Source organism: Stenotrophomonas sp. TD3 (assembly GCF_001939825.1).
GTDB lineage: Bacteria > Pseudomonadota > Gammaproteobacteria > Xanthomonadales > Xanthomonadaceae > Stenotrophomonas.
In genome coordinates this window covers 594,303-612,254 of record NZ_MOYM01000003.1, presented here as the reverse complement: position 1 = coordinate 612,254, position 17,952 = coordinate 594,303, and the positions used below count along the sequence as shown (strand labels likewise).

The window sequence follows — 17,952 nt, the reverse complement described above, 5'->3', positions numbered from 1 at the left end:
ACTCCCTGTCCGGTCCGGGGCCTGCATGCGTTTTAGGCCGTGGGCCGGAACCGGTCAAGTTGTGAAATCCCAATGTTCAGCCAACCGTGCGGTGAGGTCTCCGGGCGCAGGCTGGCCACCTGTCCCTCCATCGAGATGCGAGATGGCTCATTCGAGTGCCCCGCCGTTGCTGGCTGCGCTGCTGTTGGCGCTGACCGGCTGCGCCACCTACCGGCCCGACCCACCGGATCTGCAGGCCCGGCCGGCCGGCTCATTGGCGGAGCTTGCACCGGCACATGCAGGCCAGGGTCCGCTGAGCCTGGCCGGGATCGGCGCACTGGCCATCGCCCACAATCCGGACCTGGTCGCCGTGCGCGCGGACCATGGGATTGCCCAGGCACAACTGGATGCGGCAGGCGAACTGCCCAACCCGACCCTGTCGGGCAGCTTCGCCAGTGTGATCAGCGGGCCCGGTGCACTGCCTGCGCTGGCATTGGGGCTCGGCCAGGACATCAAGGCGCTGATCGTGCGCCCTGCCAAGGTGGCGTCGGCCCGCGCCCAGCTGCAATCGGTGGATGCGGCCGTGCTGTGGCAGGAGTGGCAGACCGCCAGCAAGGCCGAGCTGACAGCACTGGAGCTGGTCACCGCGCGACGCCAACTGGCGCTGGCCCAGCAGACAGTCACGCTGTGGACCACGCATGTCGAGCATCTCCACAACGCCCAGCAACGGGGTGACGTCAGCCTGCCGGCGTTCACGCTGGACAACACACTGCTGGCCGATGCGCGCAGCCAGGCGGCTGCGCTGGAGACCCTGGCACTTGCCAGGCAACAGGAACTTGATGGCCTGCTGGGCCTGTCCAGTGCGGTGCAACTGGACATCGCAGCACCTGATGACGTCCAGCCGTTGCCGGCCAGCACGATCACCGCACGCCAGGAACACCTGGTCGACTTCCGGCCGGACCTGATCGCGCTTGAAGCCGGCTACCAGGCGCAGGAACAGCAGGTGCGCGCATCGGTGCTCTCGCAGTTTCCCGCGTTGACCCTGGGCGGCAACTACGGGCGCGATACCGGCAACGTCAAGACCGCCGGCGTTGATGTCTCGATGGAACTGCCGCTGTTCAATCATCATCGGGCTGCGGTGAGCCTTGAGCAGGCCACCCGCAGCAAGCTGAAAGCCGAGTTCGAGGCGCGCCAGCGCGCCGCCCGCAACGAGCTGACCTCGTTGCTTGGCCAGCAGGCCCTGCTGGTTCGCCAACGTGACGAGCGCCGGCAGCAGATGGCGCAGTCCGCAGCGCTGCTTCCCGCGCTACAGCGTGCCTACGCCCGCGGCGACATCGATGCGCGCAGCTATCTGGACACGCTGTCGGCACAGAACAGCAAGGCGCAGGACCTGATCGGACTCGACGCTGCCCTGGCCGCCAGCAACCTGGCCGCCGAAACACTGTGCGGCCTTGGCATGCCGCAGATGCAACGCGTGCAGCCCCCCCTTACTTCAACGGGAGACCGTCCATGAATCGATACGCCGCCGCCCTGCCGCTGGCCCTGTTGCTGGCCGGCTGCTCGAGTGCTCCCGACGATACGGCGCATCCCAGCGTGCTGATCGAGCGCGTGCCACCGCGCTGGGTGCAGGCCGATCAGCATGTTGTGGCCTATGGGACGGTCTCCGCCTCCGCTGCCGGCACCTATACCGTCAGCAAGGCCGTGGACGGACAGGTGGCGCAGGTGCGCGTCGCGCCCGGCGACCACGTGCGCCAGGGCCAACCCCTGCTCGACTTCCAGGTCTCCGCTGCGCTGCAGAGCACACTGCAGCAGGCCAGCACTGCGCTGGCTGCCGCGCGTCGGGAGCAGGCCCGCATCCATCGGCTGGCCGCCGATGGCCTCGCCGCGCCTGATCAGCTCACCCTGGCCGACAAGACCGCTGCCGATGCCACTGCGGCGTTCAAGGCAGCATCCAGCGAGGTCGGCGGCACCCCGCAGCAGATGCTGACGGCGCCCTTCGACGCGATCGTCAGTGCCGTTCCGGCCAGCACCGGACAGCGCACCGCTGCCGGCGCGCCCCTGGTCGTGCTGGCGCGCCGCGACGCACTCATCGTGCAGTGCGGTGTCGAGCCTTCCGAGATCGGCAAACTGGCGGTGGGCCAGGCGGTCGAACTGAAGCCTCTGGTCGGTGGCATCGCGATGGCGGGCACCGTATCCCGCGTCGGCACCTCGGTCAACGAGGCCACCCATCTGGTCGATGTCGATGTCGGCACCTCGGCGGGGCTGTTCAAGGGACTGCCGTATCGCGCGGTGATCAGCGCTGGCAGCGTTGCCGGATGGCAGGTACCCGCCGACGCGGTACAGGATGATGAGAGCGGCGCGCATCTGTTCCAGGTACAGGGTTCCAGCGCAGTGCGGGTCGTCGTGCAACGCCTTCCCGCCGAGGTTGATGGCGGCGTTCTGGTCAGCGGCAGGCTGGACCCGCACCGCGACGTGGTCAGCGCCGGGGCCTACCAGCTGTCCGACGGTGCCGGCGTGCGTGGGCCTGGCCCGACCACGGCTGCGGCCAGCGGAGGCGCGCAGTGAGGTTCGTCGAAGGCATTGAACGACACGCCAGGACGTTGCTGCTGGTCGCGGCCGCGCTGGTGATCGCAGGCCTGGGGGTAAGCCTGCGCGTACCGGTGGGGCTGTTCCCGCAGGTTCCCTTCCCGCGGGTGGTGGTGGATCTGTCCGCAGGCGATCGACCGGCCGCGCAGACGGTCCTGGCCGTCACCCGTCCCGCCGAAGACGCGATCCGCGCCATTCCCGGCGTGCGCGCAGTCCGTTCGACTTCCAGCCGCGGGTCGGCGCAGATCTCGGTCGACTTCGGCTGGGGGCGGGACATGGTCGCCTCCACCCTGCTGGTCGACGCTGCCATGGCCCAGGCCATGCCCTCGATGCCCGCAGGCACCCAGTTCGAAGTGCGGCGGATGGACCCGACGGTCTTTCCGGTGATGTCCTACGCGCTCACCTCTACCCAGGTGACGCAGGCACGCCTGCACGAGTTGGCCGAGTTCGATCTCGGCCCGCGCCTGGCCTCGGTACCGGGAATCGCGCGTGTGGCGGTCCAGGGCGGTGACCTGCAGGAGATCCATGTCGAGGCCGATATCCATCGCCTGGCGGCCGCTGGGCTGAGCCTGGACAACCTGACCTCCGCCTTGGCGTCGGCAACCCAGATCAAGGCCGTGGGGCGCCTGCAGGACCGTGACAAGCTGTCGCTGGTGATCGCACGCACGGACCTGCAATCGATGGCGCAGCTGCGCGAGGTGGTGCTGCGTACCAGCCCCGCGGGCGTGATCCGGCTGGGCGACGTGGCAACCGTCGGCTACGGCCTCGCGCCGAAGTGGCTGGATGTGGCCGAGGACGGCCACCCTGCGGTGCTGCTGAACATCTACCAGCAACCCGACGGCAATGCCATGCAGATCGCGCGCGACGTGCGCGAACGGTTGGCCACAGCCGCGCTGCCCGGCGACGTGCGGCTGCGCAGCTGGTACGACCAGAGCGAGCTGGTCGGCGACTCGCAGGCCAGTGTCCGCGATGCGGTAGCGATCGGGTTGCTGCTGGCCGGCCTGGTGCTGTTCGCCTTCCTGCGCAGCCTGCGCATCGTGCTGGTGGCGATGCTGGTGGTACCTGCCGTGATCGCCGTAACGGTGCTGCTGCTGTACCTGCTGGGCATGACCTTCAACATCATGACCCTGGGGGGCATTGCGGCGGCGGTCGGGCTGATCATCGACGATGTCATCGTGATGATCGAGCACATCGCGCGTCGGTCCGGAAACCGTGGGCGCGAAGGTACGCAGCAGGTGCTCCCGGCGGCGCGCGAATTCCTGCGCCCGTTGACCGGATCCAGCCTGGCAACCCTGGTGGTGTTCATCCCGCTTGCGTTCCTGGGCGGCGTTGCCGGTGAATTCTCGCGTGCCTTGTCGATCACCATGGCATCGGCGTTGTCACTGTCCTACCTGTTCGCGCTGTTGCTGGTGCCCCTGCTCGCTCGCCGCCTCATCGATTTCAGCCGCTGGCATGACCCGGGCGCGCAGGCCGATGGCTGGCTGGAGCGCCTGCACCAGCGCGTGCTGGCACGGGCGCTGGCGCGGCCGCGACGGGCACTGCTGATCCTGCTGCCAATCCTGCTGCTGGGTGCGCTGGCCTGGCAGCAGGTGCCCAGTGGCTTCATGCCGAAGGTGGATGAAGGTGGATTCGTGATGGACTTCCGCACGCCACCGGGCACGTCGCTGCAGGAGACCGAGCGGGAACTGAAGCAGCTCGATGCCCTGCTCCGCGCCCAACCGGAGGTCGAGACCTTCTCGCGGCGCACCGGCACCGGCCTCGGTGGTGACCTGGGTGAGCCGCACCATGGCGACTACTTCGTGAAGCTGCACCGCGATCACGCGCGCGGCACCGAACAGGTGATGTCGGCGGTGCGTAAACGGGTCGAGCAGGACATTCCCGGGCTGCAGGTGGAAACCGCACAATTGATGGAAGACCTGATCGGTGACCTGACCGCCGTACCGCAGCCGATCGAGATCAAGCTCTTCGCCGACGATGCCGGGCAGCTGGCGGCGCAGGCGAAGAAGGTGGCCGGCGTGATCGCCACCCTTCCGGGAATCGTCGAGGTCAAGGATGGCATCAACCTGGCGGGCGATGGACTGGACGTCCGCATCGACCCGGCAAAGGCCGCACAGGAAGGCATGAGCCCCGCGGAGATCTCCACGGCACTCGGCACGGGCCTGACCGGTGCGGTGGCAGCGCAGATTCCGACCGCGACCCGTTTGATGGATGTCCGCGTGCGGGCGGCGACAGGACCCGCGCCGACGCGCGAGGATCTGGCGGCGTTGCCGATCACCGCTGCGGATGGCCATGTCTTCCCGCTCAGCCGCGTGGCCACGATCGCAGTGACCCGGGGCGAAGCGGAAATCGGTCGCGACAACCTGCAACCGATGACGGCGGTGACCGCGCGGCTGGATGGCCAAGGCTTGGGCACGGCCGCCGCACAGATCCGTGCGGCACTGGACCGGCCCGGGATACTGGCACCCGGCGTGCGCTACGAACTGGGTGGGCTCTACCAGCAGCAGCAACAGGCGTTCGGCGGACTCATTGCCGTGTTCGCGGCCGCATTCGTAGCCGAGCTGATCCTGCTGATGCTGCTGTATGGCGAGCTGGGCACGTCGCTGGTGATCGTACTGACGTCGACCCTGTCGACCTCTGCGGTATTCACGGCGCTATGGCTGACCGGCGTGGAACTGAACATCACCGCCCTGATGGGCATGACGATGGTGGTCGGAATTTCCACCGAGATGGCCATCTTCCTGGTCAGCGAGTACCGCGCCCTGCAGGCGCAACTGCCGGGGCCACAGGCGTTGATGGAAGCCACGCGCAACCGGTTGCGACCGATCACCATGACCACCCTGGCTGCGGTCCTGACGCTGCTGCCGCTGGCGATGGCGATCGGTCGTGGCGCGGGCATCCAGCAGCCGTTGGCGATCTCGATCATCTCGGGCCTGTGCCTGCAGTATGTGCTTGTACTGGTGCTGCTGCCGGCAGCCTTGAGCCTTCTGCAGCGGCGCTGAGCCTGCGCCGTTGCTATCCTTGAAGCCCCTGCTTGTGAGCACTCCCATGCGTACCCTCTACCCCGCCATCGAGCCCTACCGCGAGTTCACCCTGCCGGTGAGCGATCTGCACACCCTGCATATCGAAGAGTGCGGCACGCCAGAGGGCATCCCGGTGGTGTACCTGCATGGCGGCCCGGGCGCCGGTATCTCGCCAACCCATCGCCGCTTCTTCGACCCGGCGCGCTACCGCATCGTGCTGATCGACCAGCGCGGCAGCGGCCGCTCCACGCCGTTCGGCGAGCTGCGCGACAACACCACGCAGGATCTGGTGGCCGACATCGAGAAGGTGCGCGAGCACCTGGGCATCGAACGCTGGCTGGCCTATGGCGGCTCCTGGGGTTCAACCCTGTCGCTGGCCTATGCGCAGGCACATCCCGAACGCGCCACCGGCCTGATCGTGCGTGGCGTGTTCCTCGGCCGCGAGATGGAAAACCGCTGGTTTGCGGAAACCAATGGCGGTGCGCGCTGGATCTTCCCGGAACGCTGGGACCGCTACGAAGCCTATATCCCGGAAGCCGAGCGTGGCGACATGATTGCGGCCTACTGGGCGCGCCTGGACAGCACCGATGAGGCTACCCGCATCACCGCCGCGCAGGCCTGGCTCGGCTGGGAAGACAACGCCGCCACCCTGCAGCACGACGTGGATGCTGTTTCTACAGACGACCCGCTGGACACGCTGGCCAAGGCACGCATCGAAGCGCACTACTTCCGCAACGGCATCTTCCTGGAGCCAGACCAGCTGCTGCGCGACATCGACCGCATCCGCCATCTGCCCGGCGTGATCGTGCAGGGCCGCTACGACATCATCTGCCCGCCGCGCAGCGCCTGGGACCTGGCCAAGGCGTGGCCGGAAGCGCGGCTGGAGATGGTGACCTCCGGCCACAGCGCCAACGAGCCGGCCACGGTCGATGCGCTGGTGCGGGCCACGGATGCATTTGCCGACCGGTTCGGCAACGGCACCTGACCCGCCGCGTCAACACGCCACCGTGAACCCCACCGTGGTCAGCCCATCGCGGCTGGCCACGAACACATCGCCACCATGCAGCACGGCGATGGCCTTGACGATCGACAGGCCCAGGCCGTGGTGGCGTTCGCCCCGGTACTCGCGGGCCTGGTCAACCCGGTAGAAGCGCTCGAACAGCAGCGGCAGGTGCTCGGTGGCAATGCCGTCGCCTTCGTTCAACACCGCAATGCGCGCGCCCTTGCCTTCACCCTGCAACTGCACCCGCACCTCGGTGCCGGGCCGCGCATGCTGCACGGCGTTGTGCAGCAGGTTGGTCAGGGCACGCCGGAACAGTGAGGGATCGATGCTGGCGGTCGCTTCACCTTCGATGCGCAGGGTCAGCCCGGCTTCCTCGAACAGGAATTCCAGGAAGTCGCCAGCAGCGGCCACTTCCCCAGCCAAGGGCACCCGGCGGGTTTCCATCGCGATGTCGCCCTGCCCGGCCCGCGACAGGAACAGCATGTCGTTGACGATGGCGCGCAGCCGCTCCAGCTCTTCCAGGTTGGACTGCATCACCTCCTGCAGCTGCGCGTTGTCGCGCGGTCGTGACAGGGCCACCTGGGTCTGCCCCATCAGGTTGGCCAGCGGCGTGCGCAGCTCATGCGCCACGTCTGCGTTGAATGCATCCAGCCGCGTGTAGGCGGCCTCGAGGCGATCCAGTGCACCGTTGAACGCGCCGGTCAGATGACCCAACTCCGCCGGCAGCGCCTGTGTGCCGAGCCGCTGTGACAGCCGCTGCGGGCTGAGCGAGCGCGCCTCATCCGAAAGCGCGCGCAACGGTGCCAGTCCCAGCCGGGCGATCCAGTAGCCGAGACCGGCCACCAGCAGCACGCCCAGCACGCCGGCAACCCACAGCGCCACGGCGAAGCGCTGCAACGCATGCGTGTAAGGTTCGGAGTCGATACCGATCCACAGGTCCACCGCCGGCCGCACACCCTTGCCCGGCACTCGCTCGTACAGCGTGCGCAGCGGATGCTGGCCCTCGCGCTGCAGCGTGCCCATGCCGCTGTCGTGGCCATTGGGTGGCTGCACCTGTGGGCGCTCGCCACCGATGCGGAAGGTCGGGTCGTCACTCCAGGCCCAGACCAGCGTGTCGCGGTCGCCGGAAATCAGGTTGCCGACCTTATCGCGCACCTTGCTCCAGCGTTCGCGGGTATCGCACATGGCCACACTGCCGCTGACCGCGTGCAGCTTGGTCTGCAGCTCCGCGTGCTGGTAGCGCACCACCTGCCGTTCCAGCACGCCGTATACGCCGATGCCCAACAGGGTGAACACCAGCAGCGCGGCCAACGCGAACATCGCCGACAGGCGCTGGGCGATCGACCACCTCCTCATCGGCCATCGTCCTCGTCGTCACGCACTTCCAGCACGTAGCCCATGCCGCGCACGGTATGCAGCAGCTTGCTCGGGTACGGGCCATCGAGCTTGCTGCGCAGGCGCTTGATCGCCACTTCCACCACGTTGGTGTTGCTGTCGAAATTGATGTCCCAGACCTGGGCGGCAATCACCGTCTTGGACAGGATCTGCCCACGCCGCTGCGCGAGCAGGGCCAGCAGTGCGAACTCCTTGCCGGTCAGGTCCAGCCGCGCGCCGTCACGATAGGCGCGGCGCGCCAGCAGGCTGACCTGCAGGTCGCCCACCTGCAGTTCGGTCGGCTCCTGCTGGCGGCCGCGTCGGACCAGCGCCTGCAGGCGCGCCAGCAGTTCGATGAACGAGAACGGCTTGACCAGGTAGTCATCGGCACCCTGCCCCAGCCCATGCACGCGGTCATCCACGCGGTCGCGTGCGGTCAGCATGATCACCGGGGTCTGCTTGCTGCGGCGCAGTTCACGCAGCACATTGAAGCCGTCCATGCCGGGCAGCATCACGTCCAGCACGATCACGTCGTAGTCGAACTCGCGGGCAAGGTGCAGGCCGGTCACGCCGTCGGCGGCCAGGTCCACCGCCCAGCCCTGCTCGCCCAGGCCGGTGCGCAGGTAGTGGGCGGTCTTGCTCTCATCCTCGACGATCAGCAGTTTCATCCGGGCTCCGTCAGTGCAGCGCCTGCCGCCGCCCTGCGCTCGCGTCGGCGCTGCAGGAACAGCCGGTCCAGGGCCAGGTAGATCACCGGGGTACTGTACAGGGTCAGCAACTGGCTGATCAGCAGGCCGCCGACCACCGCCACACCCAGCGGCTGGCGCAGCTCCGAACCGGTACCGAACCCGATCATCAGCGGAATGGCACCCAGCAGTGCAGCCAGTGTGGTCATCATGATCGGGCGGAAGCGGGTCAGGCAGGCTTCGTGGATGGCCTGCAGCGGAGTCAAGCCACGAGTGCGCTGGGCATCAAGCGCGAAATCGACCATCAGGATGCCGTTCTTCTTGACGATGCCGATCAGCAGCACGATGCCGATCAGCGCCATGATCGAGAAATCCAGCCCCCATACCCACAGCATCAGCACCGCACCGATACCGGCCGACGGCAGCGTGGACAGGATGGTGAGCGGGTGCACGAAGCTCTCGTACAGCACGCCGAGGATGATGTAGACCGCCAGCAGCGCGGCCAGGATCAGCAACGGCTGGCTGGCCAGCGATTCCTGGAAGGCCTGCGCGGTGCCCTGGAAGCGGCCGCTGATGCTGTCGGGCATGCCGATCTGCGCCTGGGCCTGTTCGACCAGGGTGACCGCCTCGCCCAGCGAGACGCCCGGTGCCAGGTTGAACGACAGGTTCACCGCCGGCAGCATGCCGTTGTGGCTGATCGACAGCGGCCCGTTGCCCGGTGGCTGTACCTGCGCCACCGCCGACAGCGGCACCATCTGCCCGGTCAGCGGCGAGCGAAGGTGGAAGTAGGACAGCGCGTCAACCTGGCCAAGCAGGCCCGGCGCGATCTCCAGGATCACCCGGTACTGGTTGGTTTCGGTCTGGAACTCGTTGATCTGGCGCTGGCCGAACGCATCGTAGAGCACCTGGTCGATGTCGTTGGCGGTCAAGCCGAAGCGTGCCGCTGCAGTACGGTCGATCTGCAGTCGGGTGACGCTGGCGCCGACCTGCTGGTCGTTGGACACATCGCGCAGCTGCGGCATCCCGCGCAGGCGCTCGGTCAGCTGCTCGGCCCAGCGTGACAGCTCCCGGCTGTCCTGGCCTCGCAGTGCGTACTGGTACTGCGTGCGCGCCGGCCCGGCGCCCAGATTGATGTCCTGCGCGGCACGCATGTACACGGTGATGCCGGGCACGCTGGCCATCTTCGCGCGCAGGCGGTCGATGAAACCATGCACGTCCACATCACGGTCGCCGCGGTCCTTGAGGATGAACCAGAAGCGTCCGTTGGACAGGGTCTGGCTGCCGCCGGTGGCGCCCACTGCATGGTTGTAGGCCTGCAGCGCCGGATCCTCCGCGGCGATCTTCGCCAACTGCTGGTGCTTGGCCGCCATCTCCTCGAAACCGATGTCCTGCGCCGCTTCGGTGGTGGCGAACACGAAGGCGGTGTCCTGCAGCGGGAAGAAGCCCTTCGGGATCACCACATACGAGGCCACCGCCACCGCCACGGTGGCGCCGAAGCCGAGCAGCACCAGCCGCTGGTGACCCAACGCCCACTGCAGGCTGCGGTCGTAGCCCGCCAGCAGGCGCCCGGCCAGCGTGTCCTGGCCGTCGCGGTGGGCCGGCATGCGCTTCATCAGGTGCGCGGCCATCATCGGCGCCAGCGTCAACGAGGCCACGATCGAAATCAGGATCGCGACCGTGATCGTCAACGCGAACTCGGCGAACAACCGGCCGACCACGCCGCCCATGAACAGCAGCGGGATGAACGCCGCGATCAGCGACAGGCTGATCGAGACCACGGTGAAGCCGATCTCCTCGGCGCCCTTCAATGCCGCTTCCATCGGCCCCAGCCCGGCCTCGCGATGGCGGTGGATGTTCTCCACCACCACGATCGCATCGTCCACCACGAAGCCGACCGCCACCACCAGTGCGACCAGGGTGAGATTGTTGAGGCTGAAGCCGGCCACATACATCGCCGCGAAGGTGGCGACCAGCGCCACCACCAGCACCGCACCGACGATGAGCGTGGCCGAGAGCTGGCGCAGGAACAGCCCCATCACCAGCACCACCAGCACGATGGTCAGCACCAGCGTGACTTCCACTTCGTGCAGCGAGGCACGGATGGTGCGCGTGCGGTCGTTGAGCACCTCCACATCGACGCTGGCCGGCAGGTTCGCGCTCAACGCCGGCAGCGCCGCCAGCACCGCATCGGTGGTACGCACGATGTTCGCACCCGGCTGCCGGCTGATGATCAGGCCCACGCCGGGCTGACCGTTCGGCCACGCCTGCACATAGGCGTTCTCGGCACCGTCGACCACCTGCGCGACATCGCCCAGCGTGACCGGTGCGCCCTCGCGATAGGCCACCACCAGCTGGCGGTAGTCCTGGGCGTCGAACAGCTGGTCATTGGCCTCGAACGTGGATGTGCGCTGTTCGCCCATCAGTGCGCCCTTGGCCTGGTTGAGGCTGGCGTTCTGGGCGACACCGCGCAGGTCGGACAAGGTCATCCCCATCGCGGCCAGGCGCTCGGGCTGGGCCTGGATGCGGATGGCGGGGCGCTGCTGGCCGACAATGCCGACTTCGGACACGCCACTGATCTGGCTGATCGAACGCGCCAACCGGCTTTCGGCGAGGTCGCTCAGCTCGGTCATCGACATCTGTGCCGAGACCACGCTGAGCACCAGGATCGGGCTGTCGGCCGGGTTGACCTTGCGCCAGGTCGGCAGGTTCGGCAGATCGCTGGGCAGGCGCCCTGCCGCCGCATTGATTGCCGCCTGCACTTCCTGCGCGGCGGTATCGATGTTCTTTTCCAGATCGAACTGCAGCGTGATCGAGGTGCTGCCCAGCGCGCTGGTGGAGGTCATTTCGATGATGCCGGGCACACCGGTGAGCTGCGTTTCCAATGGCGTGGCGACGGCCGATGCCATGGTTTCGGCACTGGCGCCTGGCAGGCTAGCGCTGACCCGGATGGTCGGGAACTCCGCTTCCGGCAAGGGCGCCACCGGCAGCCGTGGCAATGCGGCCACGCCGAGCAGGATCACCGCCAGGGTCAGCAGCGTGGTGGCCACCGGGTGCCTGACGAACCAGCTGGACAGCGACACGCGGGCACTCATGGTGCGGCCCCGGCCTTGACAGCCGGCATAGCGGCTTCGGCGACGACCACGCCCGGGCGCAGGCGCGACTGGCCATCACGCACGATCACATCGCCCACGCGCAGTTCACCCTGCACGGCCACCTGCCCGTTCTCGGCCTCGCCGACAGTGACCGGCAGCACTTCCACGCTGCTGTCGGCGATCACGCGGTACACGAAGCTGCCTTCGACACCACGCTGGATCGCGGCTGCGTCCACCACCAGCGCGCCCGTCGTCTGGCCGGTGCGCACCCGCACGCTCACAAGCTGTCCAGGCCACAGCTTGTCGTCAGCATTGCTGAAGCGTGCGCGCAACCGCACCGTGCCGGAGGTCTCGTCCACCTGGTTGTCGATCACCTGCAGGCGGCCAACGGCCAGCAACTGCCCGCCATCGCGGTCGAGGGCCTGCACCGCCACCTCGCCGGCCGCCAGCGCCTGGCGCAGCTGCGGCAGCGCATCCTGGGGCAGCGCGAACACCACCGAGATCGGGTCGGTCTGCTGCACGGTCACCAGGCCCTGGGTATCAGTGGCGCGCACCAGGTTGCCGGGGTCCACCTGGCGCAGGCCGATGCGCCCGTCCATCGGCGCCAGGATGCGGGTGTACGACAGCTGCACCTGTGCAGCGTCCACCGCCGCCTGGTTGCCACGCCCCGTCGCCTGCAACTGCTGCACCGTGGCGGACTGCTGCTCCAGCATCTGCCGCGAGACCAGCTGGTCGGTCGACAGGTGTTGCAGCCGCGCCAGGTCCGAGCGTGCGGCATCGAGCGTGGCCCGATCGCGCACCACTGCGGCCTGGGCCCCGCCCAGGTCGGCACGGATCGCACGATCGTCGATGCGCGCCAGCAACTGGCCCTTGCGCACTTTCTGGCCTTCTTCGAACAGCACCTCGGTCAGTACGCCATCGACCTGCGGCCGCAACACCGTGCTCTGCAGTGACTGCACCGTGCCCACGCCGCTGCGCCAATGCGCCACGTCGCGCTGCTCGACGCGCCCGGTCACCACCGGCACCGGCGGCGGCACGCTGGCCGGCTGCGCATCGCCGCGCGACACGCCATGGAACAGCATCACCAGCGACAGTGCCACCAGCAGCAGCGCGCCCAGGGCCAGGTTGCGGCGACGCATTCGCGAGGACAGGAAGGGGATTCGCATGACAGGGATCCATACCGGTGCCGGCGCGGGGGCTGCGCGGGCCTGATGCCATCCTCATGGCTGGCCTCCGGCGCCTTGCTGTCGCCTGCCTGACAATTTCGTCAGCTGTCGCAGCGGCAGGCGGCCCGTGAACGGCGCCCCACCCGCCCGCCGGATCACCTGCATTCTTCGCACCTCCCTTACAGACCGGTGCCGATGATCCGGCCATGGGCGCCACGGTGGCGAACCCAACCCCTTACAGGAGCACGCCATGACCGGTTTCCGCTACCTTCCCGCCGCCCTCGTCGTTGTCGCCGGCCTGCTGCTGGGGGCCTGCTCCAAGCCGCAGGAGGCCAGCAAGGCCACGGCCGCCGAGGACGTGACCGAAGTGAAGCTGATTCCGTCCTATGAGTCGCTGGACAAGGACAAGGACGGCATCGTCACCCTGGCCGAAGTGGATGCCGTGGCACCCGACTGGGCCGAGCGCCTGCACGCCTGCGATACTGACCGCGACCAGAAGCTGACCCGCGGCGAATACGACGTGTGCAAGCAGACCAGCACCGCGCATTGATCGCTTGATGCGCCATTGTCTGGCGCGACGCGTGCCCGGCTATACCAAGGTATAGCCGGGCTAACCCACGAGCCTCTAGGACTGCCCCATTCAGGGGCGGACAATAGCGCCACTGGCCAGGGCAATCCTGGTCGGCCCCCTCCCCTCATGGAGACGCAGATGGACCCCGACCCTGCCGGGCGCACCGCGCCCCCGATGCCCGCAATCCGCCTGTTCCTGGCGCCTGCCCGCCGGTCCCTGCCTGCCTGAGTGACGGGGGATCGCCAGGTGCCGCCTGCCTGGAGATCGCCCCCATGTCCTACAAGATCCTCTACATCACCCTGCGCCGCCTGATCGGTGAGCGCGATGTTGCCGCCCTGCGCAGCCAACTGCTGCAGCACCGCCCGGTCATGTTCGCCCGCTCGCTGTCGCTCGGCTCGCCACGCGTGGTGGCCGACGCGCTGTCGCTGCTGCCGATCAGCGAGCGCATCAACGTGCTGCGCCACCTGCCCTACCCGCTGCGCGATGCGATGAAGCCGCTGTGCATCGGTGGCAGCCAGCGCCTGCACATGCAGCCGTGGTCGCCCGCGGTGCTGGCGATGCGCCACGCCTGACCTGTTCCATCCGTTCCGTTCGTGTTCCGGCCCCGGCCGGCTCTGACATTCGAGGAGAGTCCCATGAGCCTGCTCAACGCCTGGTTCAACGCCTTCCTGCGCAGCCGTCGCGCAGGCAACCTGTTCCGCCGCCGCGCGATGCCCGAAGCCGGCTTCGGCCCGGGCAGCGCCGAGGCAGCGCCGTTCGCGCTCACCACCGGCCTGGTCACCCTTGCCCAGCAGGATGAAGCCCAGCTGCTGACCACGCTGGAATCGCATGCCGATGGCCTCAGCCCGCATGAGGCCGAGGAGCGGCTGGCCACGCTCGGCCCCAACGAGGTCGATCACGAAAAGCCGCTGCCGTGGTGGCGGCACCTGTGGCAGTGCTACCGCAACCCGTTCAACCTGCTGCTGACCGTACTGGCGGCGGTGTCCTGGCTGACCGAGGACATCAAGGCCACGATCGTGATCGGCGCGATGGTGCTGCTGTCCACGCTGATCCGCTTCGTGCAGGAAGGCCGCTCCAACCGTGCCGCCGAGCGGCTGAAGGCACTGGTCGGCAACACCGCACGCGTGCTGCGCCGCAATCCGGGTACCGAGGCCGCCGATGTGGCCGACCAGTACTTCGGTGCGCACCTGCACAGCCGTCGCCCGGCCCGCCTGCTGGACCTGCCGATCCGCGAGCTGGTGCCCGGTGACCACATCGTGCTGTCGGCTGGCGACATGATTCCGGCCGATTGCCGCGTGCTGACCGCCAAGGATCTGTTCGTGGCACAGGCGGCGATGACCGGCGAATCGCTGCCGGTGGAGAAGTTCGCGCACCCGGGCGACGGCCTGGCCGGCCTGCTGGAGCAGCACAACCTGCTGTTCATGGGCACCAACGTGGTATCCGGCACTGCGACCGCCGTGGTGCTGGCCACCGGCAACCGCACCTACTTCGGCACCCTGGCCCAGCGCAGCACCGCCACCGACCGCGCACCCACCGCGTTCCAGGCCGGCGTCAACAGCGTCAGCTGGCTGCTGATCCGCTTCGCGCTGGTGATGGTGCCGTTCGTGCTGCTGATCAACGGCTGGACCAAGGGCGACTGGACCGAAGCGTTCCTGTTCGCACTGTCGGTGGCGGTGGGCCTGACTCCGGAAATGCTGCCGATGATCGTCACCTCCACCCTGGCCAAGGGTGCGGTGCTGTTGTCGCGGCGCAAGGTGATCGTCAAGCGCCTGGATGCGATCCAGAACTTCGGCGCGATGGAAGTGCTGTGCACCGACAAGACCGGCACCCTCACCCAGGACAAGATCGCGCTGGAGCGGCATACCGATGTGTTCGGCCACGATTCCGAGGACGTGCTGAAGTTTGCCTACCTCAACAGCCACTTCCAGACCGGCCTGATCAACCTGCTCGACCGTGCGGTGCTGGAGCATGTCGAGCTGCAGAGTTCGCTGCGGCTGTCGCAGGACTACCACAAGGTGGATGAGATCCCGTTCGACTTCGAGCGCCGCCGCATGTCGGTGGTGGTGTCCGAGCGCGAGGACCACCATGAGCTGATCTGCAAGGGCGCGGTGGAAGAGATGCTGGCGGTGTGCAGCACCGTGCGTGAGAACGGCCAGGACATGCCGCTGGACGAGCGCCGCCTGGCGCGGGTGCGGCAGACCACCGAGGAGCTGAACGAACAGGGCCTGCGCGTGGTGGCGGTGGCGATGAAGGAGACCGCCGCCAGCCAGACCGCCTACTCGCAGGCCGACGAGTGGGACCTGACCCTGGTCGGCTACGTGGCCTTCCTGGACCCGCCAAAGGAATCGGCGGCGCAGGCGCTGCAGGCGCTGGCCGCGCATGGCGTGGAAGTGAAGGTCTTCACCGGCGACAACGAGCTGGTGACCGCCCGCGTCTGCGCGCAGGTGGGGCTGGACGCGGACACCATCCTGACCGGCCCGCAGATCGAGCGCATGGATGACGGCGCGCTGTCGCGGGCGCTGCACCACCACCGCGTATTCGCCCGCCTGACGCCGCTGCACAAGGAGCGCCTGGTGCGCGAGCTGCGCGCACAGGGCAAGGTGGTCGGCTTCCTCGGCGACGGCATCAACGATGCACCGGCGCTGCGCGCGGCCGACATCGGCATCAGCGTGGACAGCGCGGTGGACATCGCCAAGGAGGCCGCCGACATCATCCTGCTGGAGAAGAACCTGATGGTGCTGGAGGAAGGCGTCATCCAGGGCCGACGCACGTTCAACAACATGCTGAAGTACATCCGCATGACGGCCAGCTCCAACTTCGGCAACGTGTTCTCGGTACTGGTGGCGTCGGCCTTCCTGCCATTCCTGCCGATGCTGCCGCTGCAACTGCTGGTGCAGAACCTGCTGTATGACATCTCGCAGATCGCCATTCCGTTCGACAACGTGGACGAGGAACTGGTGCGCAGGCCGCTGAAGTGGAACCCGGCGGACATCGGCCGCTTCATGGTGTTCTTCGGGCCGATCAGCTCGATCTTCGACCTGACCTGCTTCGCCCTGATGTGGTACGTGTTCGATGCACGCACGCCGGCCGACCAGGGCCTGTTCCAGTCCGGCTGGTTCGTGGTGGGCCTGCTGACCCAGACCCTGATCGTGCACATGATCCGTACGCCGAAGGTGCCGTTCCTGCAGAGCATCGCCGCACCGCCGCTGCTGGTGATGACCGGCCTGATCATGGCCATCGGCGTGGCCCTGCCGATGAGTCCGCTGGCCGGCTACTTCAAGCTGCAGGCCCTTCCGACCGGCTACTGGCCGTTCCTGGTGGCGATCCTGTTCGGCTACGCGGTGCTGACCACCGCACTGAAGAAGTTCTACATCCGTCGCTACGGCTGGCAGTAAGCGCCCGCCGCCTTGTCCAGGGAGAAACACAATGGACATCAATCCGAACCTGCCGGCGTTCAACGCCGGCGCAACCCTGAGCTCGCTGATCAGCCTGTCGGTGGCGTTCATGCTGGGCACGGCCATCGGCCTGGAACGGCAACTGCGCCAACGCACCGCCGGCCTGCGTACCAATACGCTGGTGGCGGTGGGTGCGGCGGTGTTCGTCGACCTCGCCGTGCGCTTCCATGACCTGTATGGCGGCCCGCCCTCGCCGCTGCATGTGGTGGCCTATGTGATCTCCGGCGTCGGCTTCCTCGGCGCCGGTGCGATCATGAAGGACGGTGCGCAGGTGTCCGGCCTGAACACCGCCGCCACCCTGTGGGGCTCGGCGGCGGTCGGCGCCTGCGCAGGTATCAAGCTGCTGCCGGAGGCGGTGATGGCGGCGGTGTTCGTGCTGGCCGCCAATACTTTGCTGCGGCCGGTGGTTAACCGCATCCAGCGGCAGCCGCTGCCGGAGGCGTTCAGCGAGGCGACCTATGCGATCAACGTGGTCTGCCAGCGCGAGCAGCAGGCCGAGGTGCTGGACCAGCTGTTGCTGCTGCTGGAACAGGCGCACTACCCGGTGCGCGCGGTGGACCAGCGCCCGTTCGGCGAGCGCGACGTGGAGATAGAAGCGGTGCTGTATGCCACCACCGTCGATGCCGGTGAGCTCGATGCGGTGCTGGCCACGCTGGCGACCACGCCCGGCGTACTGCAGGGGTTCTGGAACGCCAGCCTGGAGGAATAGCACGGTGGGCTATCCCAGGTTGTGCCGACCAACGGTCGGCACCCACCAGGAGCTGGCATACCGCGCTTCGGTAGGTGCCGACCGTTGGTCGGCATAACACCACCAGAGGTCATGCCCGCCGCCGGGGTAGTGCCGGCCGCTGGCCGGCAACCTCATGGACGCCGGTAAAACCGTGCATTGCTCTGGTGGGTGCCGACCGTTGGTCGGCACAGACCGCAGAATCCCGACGCCAGACGTTCGTGCCGACCAACGGTCGGCGCCCACCAAGAGCGGGCATCCACCAAGAGCCGGCGTCCACCCAAAGGCGGCTT

General features: G+C 67.9%; 12 protein-coding genes. 8 read left to right on the top strand and 4 right to left on the bottom strand.

What is annotated here, in order from left to right:
• The first annotated feature begins 142 nt into the window (after positions 1-142).
• The 4 genes from BKE09_RS22345 to pip are packed head-to-tail and all read left to right on the top strand — an operon-like array spanning position 143 to position 6,570.
• Complete coding sequence (locus BKE09_RS22345) at positions 143-1,492, top strand: TolC family protein (protein WP_170871783.1); 1,350 nt, start codon at positions 143-145, stop codon at positions 1,490-1,492.
• The gene (locus BKE09_RS22340; RefSeq protein WP_075678209.1) at positions 1,489-2,544 is read left to right on the top strand and encodes an efflux RND transporter periplasmic adaptor subunit; all 1,056 of its coding nucleotides are present in this window, start codon (positions 1,489-1,491) and stop codon (positions 2,542-2,544) included. Before BKE09_RS22345 ends, BKE09_RS22340 begins: the two co-directional genes overlap by 4 nt.
• Entirely contained in the window at positions 2,541-5,564 is a 3,024-nt protein-coding gene (locus BKE09_RS22335; RefSeq protein ID WP_075678207.1) for an efflux RND transporter permease subunit, read from the top strand. The genes BKE09_RS22340 and BKE09_RS22335 overlap by 4 nt, the downstream gene beginning before the upstream one ends.
• 46 nt (positions 5,565-5,610) lie before the next feature.
• Positions 5,611-6,570: a prolyl aminopeptidase gene (gene pip, locus BKE09_RS22330; protein WP_075678205.1), complete on the top strand. Its 960-nt coding sequence runs from the start codon at positions 5,611-5,613 to the stop codon at positions 6,568-6,570.
• A gap of 9 nt (positions 6,571-6,579) precedes the next feature.
• Here the strand turns inward: pip and BKE09_RS22325 are convergent, their stop codons facing one another.
• Genes BKE09_RS22325 through BKE09_RS22310 form a run of 4 tightly spaced genes read right to left on the bottom strand, consistent with a single transcriptional unit; the run spans position 6,580 to position 12,906 of the window.
• The gene (locus BKE09_RS22325; protein WP_075678203.1) at positions 6,580-7,944 is read right to left on the bottom strand and encodes a heavy metal sensor histidine kinase; all 1,365 of its coding nucleotides are present in this window, start codon (positions 7,942-7,944) and stop codon (positions 6,580-6,582) included.
• Positions 7,941-8,630 (bottom strand): heavy metal response regulator transcription factor, encoded by a 690-nt coding sequence (locus BKE09_RS22320; protein ID WP_075678201.1) that lies wholly within the window; start codon positions 8,628-8,630, stop codon positions 7,941-7,943. The genes BKE09_RS22325 and BKE09_RS22320 overlap by 4 nt, the downstream gene beginning before the upstream one ends.
• Positions 8,627-11,740 carry a multidrug efflux RND transporter permease subunit gene (locus BKE09_RS22315; RefSeq protein WP_075678199.1) on the bottom strand — a complete coding sequence of 1,038 codons (3,114 nt, stop codon included), beginning with the start codon at positions 11,738-11,740 and terminating at the stop codon, positions 8,627-8,629. Before BKE09_RS22315 ends, BKE09_RS22320 begins: the two co-directional genes overlap by 4 nt.
• Positions 11,737-12,906 (bottom strand): efflux RND transporter periplasmic adaptor subunit, encoded by a 1,170-nt coding sequence (locus BKE09_RS22310; RefSeq protein ID WP_083663134.1) that lies wholly within the window; start codon positions 12,904-12,906, stop codon positions 11,737-11,739. The genes BKE09_RS22315 and BKE09_RS22310 overlap by 4 nt, the downstream gene beginning before the upstream one ends.
• A 250-nt stretch (positions 12,907-13,156) precedes the next feature.
• On the opposite strand from BKE09_RS22310, the gene BKE09_RS22305 reads away from it, so the two are divergent.
• From BKE09_RS22305 to BKE09_RS22290, 4 genes are all read left to right on the top strand, one after another.
• Positions 13,157-13,456 (top strand): hypothetical protein, encoded by a 300-nt coding sequence (locus tag BKE09_RS22305; protein WP_075678195.1) that lies wholly within the window; start codon positions 13,157-13,159, stop codon positions 13,454-13,456.
• A 293-nt stretch (positions 13,457-13,749) separates the two neighbouring features.
• Positions 13,750-14,049: a hypothetical protein gene (locus BKE09_RS22300; RefSeq protein WP_075678193.1), complete on the top strand. Its 300-nt coding sequence runs from the start codon at positions 13,750-13,752 to the stop codon at positions 14,047-14,049.
• A gap of 63 nt (positions 14,050-14,112) precedes the next feature.
• Positions 14,113-16,872, top strand: coding sequence for a magnesium-translocating P-type ATPase (gene mgtA / locus BKE09_RS22295; RefSeq protein ID WP_075678191.1), 2,760 nt, complete (start codon positions 14,113-14,115; stop codon positions 16,870-16,872).
• Positions 16,873-16,903: 31 nt separating this feature from the next.
• Positions 16,904-17,641 carry an MgtC/SapB family protein gene (locus tag BKE09_RS22290; RefSeq protein ID WP_075678189.1) on the top strand — a complete coding sequence of 246 codons (738 nt, stop codon included), beginning with the start codon at positions 16,904-16,906 and terminating at the stop codon, positions 17,639-17,641.
• Positions 17,642-17,952 lie beyond the last annotated feature (311 nt).

Coding starts and splice junctions, on each gene's coding strand:
- BKE09_RS22345 (WP_170871783.1), top strand. CDS start 143: ATGGCTCATTCGAGTGCCCCGCCGTTGCTGGCTGCGCTGCTGTTGGCG.
- BKE09_RS22340 (WP_075678209.1), top strand. CDS start 1,489: ATGAATCGATACGCCGCCGCCCTGCCGCTGGCCCTGTTGCTGGCCGGC.
- pip (WP_075678205.1), top strand. CDS start 5,611: ATGCGTACCCTCTACCCCGCCATCGAGCCCTACCGCGAGTTCACCCTG.
- BKE09_RS22325 (WP_075678203.1), bottom strand. CDS start 7,944: ATGAGGAGGTGGTCGATCGCCCAGCGCCTGTCGGCGATGTTCGCGTTG.
- BKE09_RS22320 (WP_075678201.1), bottom strand. CDS start 8,630: ATGAAACTGCTGATCGTCGAGGATGAGAGCAAGACCGCCCACTACCTG.
- BKE09_RS22315 (WP_075678199.1), bottom strand. CDS start 11,740: ATGAGTGCCCGCGTGTCGCTGTCCAGCTGGTTCGTCAGGCACCCGGTG.
- BKE09_RS22310 (WP_083663134.1), bottom strand. CDS start 12,906: ATGCGAATCCCCTTCCTGTCCTCGCGAATGCGTCGCCGCAACCTGGCC.
- BKE09_RS22305 (WP_075678195.1), top strand. CDS start 13,157: ATGACCGGTTTCCGCTACCTTCCCGCCGCCCTCGTCGTTGTCGCCGGC.
- BKE09_RS22300 (WP_075678193.1), top strand. CDS start 13,750: ATGTCCTACAAGATCCTCTACATCACCCTGCGCCGCCTGATCGGTGAG.
- mgtA (WP_075678191.1), top strand. CDS start 14,113: ATGAGCCTGCTCAACGCCTGGTTCAACGCCTTCCTGCGCAGCCGTCGC.
- BKE09_RS22290 (WP_075678189.1), top strand. CDS start 16,904: ATGGACATCAATCCGAACCTGCCGGCGTTCAACGCCGGCGCAACCCTG.